The sequence below is a fragment of the Streptomyces sp. NPDC088817 genome (genome assembly GCF_044750345.1).
Taxonomy (GTDB): Bacteria; Actinomycetota; Actinomycetes; order Streptomycetales; family Streptomycetaceae; genus Streptomyces.
This window is the reverse complement of record NZ_JBIVJN010000042.1, coordinates 1-3,984: the sequence shown is the minus strand read 5'-3', so window position 1 is coordinate 3,984 and position 3,984 is coordinate 1. Positions and strand designations below refer to the sequence as shown.

The following is a 3,984-nucleotide window of genomic DNA, read 5'->3' as shown; positions in this document are numbered from 1 at the left end:
CCGCACTCGCCAGCATCCCCACCGAGACAGCCACCCAACTCCCCCACTTCCAGAGCCTCATCGTCGGCGGAGACACCTGCCCACCCGAACTCGTCGCCCGCTGGGCACCCGGCCGCCGCATGACCAACGCCTACGGACCCACCGAAGCCACCGTCGCCGTCTCGACGAGCACGCCCCTGGCCCCCGGCGGAACCGTTCCGATCGGCACCCCGGTGATCAACACCCGGGCCTTCGTCCTCGACGCCTGGCTGCGTCCCGTCCCCGTCGGTGTGGCCGGCGAGCTCTACGTCACCGGTGACGGACTCGCACGCGGCTACCTGAACCGCCCCGCGCTGAGCGCCGAGCGGTTCGTGGCCGACCCCTTCGGCCCGCGCGGATCGCGGATGTACCGCACCGGCGACGTCGTGCGGTGGACCTCGGGCGGCGCCCTGGAGTTCGTCGGACGCGCCGACGAACAGGTCAAGATCCGCGGCTTCCGCATCGAACTCGGCGAGATCGAAACCGTACTCGCCGAGGATCCCGCCGTCGCCCAGGCGGTGGTGAACGCGCGGGAGGACGAAGGGCACCGCAAGCGGCTCGTCGCCTACCTCGTGCCCGCCGCCGGCTCCGAGATCGACACCGCACGGCTGCGGGAGCGGGTGAGCGCCACCCTGCCCGACTACATGACGCCCGCCGCGTTCGTCGTGCTCGACGCGCTGCCGCTCACTCCTCACGGCAAGCTCGACCGCAAGGCCCTGCCCGCCCCGGAGTTCACCTCGTCCCAGGGCAGCCGGGAGCCACGCGACGAGACCGAGAGCATCCTGTGCGGGCTGTTCGCCGAGGTGCTCGGCCTGTCCGAGGTCGGCATCGACGACAGCTTCTTCGACCTCGGCGGCGACAGCATCGTCTCCATCAAGCTGGTCAGCCGGGCCCGAGCGGCAGGCGTCGAGTTCACCGCGCGGGACGTGTTCGAGCACAAGACCGTCGCCCGCCTCGCGGCTGCCGCCGGAGGCGCCCGGACGCCCGCCGTCGGCGGCGGGGACACCGATGGCGTCGGCTCCGTGCCGCTGCTGCCGATCATCCACTGGATGCGGGAGCGCGGCGGCCCGATCCGGCGCTTCAACCAGACCATGATGGTGGTGGTCCCCGCCGAACTCGGCCTGAAGCGCCTGGAATCCGCCCTCCAGGCGGTGCTCGACCACCATGACGCGCTGCGGATGCGGCTGCGCCGCACCGGCGGGCTGATCTGGAACCTGGACATACCGCCCCGCGGCGAACTGCGCGCCGCCGACTGCGTCCGCCGGGTCGACATCGCCGGGCTGGGCCGGGAGGAGACCAACGCCCGGGTCGGTGAGCACGTCCAGGCGGCCTGGGACCGGCTCGACCCCGAGACCGGCGCGATGGTCCAGGCGGTGTGGTTCGACGCGGGTCCCGGGGCCCCCGGCCGGCTGCTGCTGGTCGTGCACCACCTGGTCGTGGACGGCGTCTCCTGGCGGATCCTGCTGCCCGATCTGGCCCAGGCCTGGGCCGAGGTTGCGGCCGGCAGGACGCCGGAACTGGCGCCGGTGGGCACCTCGTTGCGCACCTGGGCCCAGCGGCTGACCGAGGCCGCGCAGGACGCCGAGCGGGTCGGGGAGCTGGAGACCTGGCTGGACGTGCTCGGCGCGTCCGACCCGCTGCTGACCCCCGAACCGCTCGACCCGCGACGGGACATCACCGCCACCGCGTGCACCATGTCGCTGGTCCTGCCCACCGACCTGACCGCCGCTCTGCTCACCACTGTGCCCGCCGCCTTCCACGCCCGGGTCAACGACGTGCTGCTCACCGCGTTCGGCGCGGCCGTGGCACGGTGGCGGCGGACCCACGGACGGGGCGACCACACGGGCGTACTCATCGACCTGGAGGGCCACGGCCGCGAGGAGATCGTCGACGGTGTCGACCTGCACCGGACCGTCGGCTGGCTGACCAGCCTCTTCCCCGTCCGGGTCGACCCGGGTCCGCTCGACTGGGACGAGTTCCGCGTCGGCGGCCCCTCGGCCGGCCGGGCCCTGAAGGAGGTCAAGGAGCAGCTGCGCAGGCTGCCGGAGAACGGCATCGGGTACGGCCTGCTGCGCTACCTCAACCCGCAGACCAGCATGATGCTCGCGGGCCTGCCCAAGCCGCAGATCGGCTTCAACTACCTGGGCCGGTTCGCCATCGCGGAGGAGGAGACGCGGGCCGCGCCGGAGGAGTGGAGCCCGGCCCCGGAGTCCGGCGGGCTCGGCGGCGGCGGTGACACCGACGTACCGCTGAGCCACAGCATCGACCTGAACGCGCAGACCCAGGACCGCGCCGACGGGCCGCGGCTGGTCGCCGTCTGGTCCTGGGCGGACGCGCTGTTCACCGAGGAGGAGGTGCGGGAGCTCGCCGAGACCTGGTTCGAGGCGCTCGGCGCGCTGGTCGCGCATGTGGAGCGCCCGTCGGCCGGTGGTCACAGCCCCTCCGACCTTCCGCTGGTTCCGCTGACGCAGGCCCAGATCGACATGGTGGAGGCGGCCGACCCGGAGCAGCTCGAGGACGTGCTGCCCCTCACTCCGTTGCAGGAGGGCCTGCTCTTCCACGCGCAGTTCGACGAGCACTCCCCCGACGTCTACAACATCCAGATCGCCGTGGACGTCGAGGGCGGCCTTGACGCCTCCAGGCTCCGGGAGGCCGCGGCGGGGCTGCTGCACCGGCATGCCAACCTGCGGGCCGCGTTCCGGCAGCAGGGTCTGGACCGGCCCGTGCAGGTGGTGCGGCGCGGGGTGGAACTGCCGTGGCGGGAGGTGGACTTCAGCGGTCTCGCGCCCGAGGAGCGGGATGCCGAGCTGGCCGCGTTCATGGCCGCCGACCGCGTGGACCGGTTCGAGGTGGAACGGCCGCCGCTGTTCCGGTTCACCCTCGTCCAACTGGGCGAGAACCGCTGCCGGTTCGTCCTCACCACGCACCACATCCTGCTGGACGGCTGGTCCGCTCCGCTGGTGATGCGCGATCTGTTCGTGCTCTACGCGGGCGGGAACCTGCCCACGCCCACCCCCTACCGTGAGTATCTGTCCTGGCTGGGCCGGCAGGACCGCGGGACCGCGCTCGCCGCGTGGCAGCGGGTGCTCGAAGGTGTCAGCGAACCGACGCTGATCGCGCCGGAGGACTCCGGCCGCCGGGCGACCGTGCCGGACGAGCTGCTGTTCCGCGTGCCCGAGGAGCTGACCACCGCGCTGAACGCGGCGGCACGGCGTTGCGGTGTCACGCTCAACACCGTCGTCCAGGCGGCCTGGGGTGTTCTGGTGGGACGGCTGACCGGACGCGACGACGTCGTCTTCGGCGGCACGGTCTCGGGTCGCCCGCCGGAGATCGACGGCGTGGAGAACATGGTCGGCCTGTTCATCAACACGCTGCCGGTGCGCGTCCAGGTGCGGCCCGGCGAGTCGTGGGCGGAACTGCTGAGTGGTCTCCAGAGCCGGCAGACCGAGCTGATGGGCCACCAGTATCTCGGCCTGCCGGACATCCTGCGCGCCCAAGGCGTCGACCAGCTCTTCGACACCCTCACCGTCACCGAGAACTACCCGATGGACACCGGCAAGCTCGGCAGGCCCACCGAGGGTCAGCGGATCACCGGCCTGGAGGCACGGGACGCGAACCACTACCCGATCTCCCTGATCGCCGTTCCGACCAGCGAGCTGCTGCTGAAGTTCGAGTACCGCGGCGAGCTGTTCGAGCGCGCCGAGATGGTGCGCTGGATGGACTGGCTGGTGGGGCTGATCGGCCAGTTCACGGCCGACCCGGACCGGGCCGTCGGCGACGCCGAGCTGCTGTCTCCCGAGGAGCGGCATCGGCTGCTGGTGGAGTGGAACGACACGGCGCGTGGTGATGTCGTGCCGGTGACGTTCCCGCAGTTGTTCGACGCCACCGTGCAACGGAACCCGGACGCCGTGGCGCTGGTGTGCGGCGAGGAGTCCCTGTCGTACCGGGAGTCGGACGAACGCGCCA

General features: G+C 72.1%; 1 protein-coding gene. It reads left to right on the top strand.

All coding sequences use genetic code 11. The features are described 5' to 3' along the window. The coding region (locus ACIP4X_RS35675; protein WP_401352524.1) for a condensation domain-containing protein at positions 1 to 3,984 on the top strand (3,984 nt) is incomplete at both ends.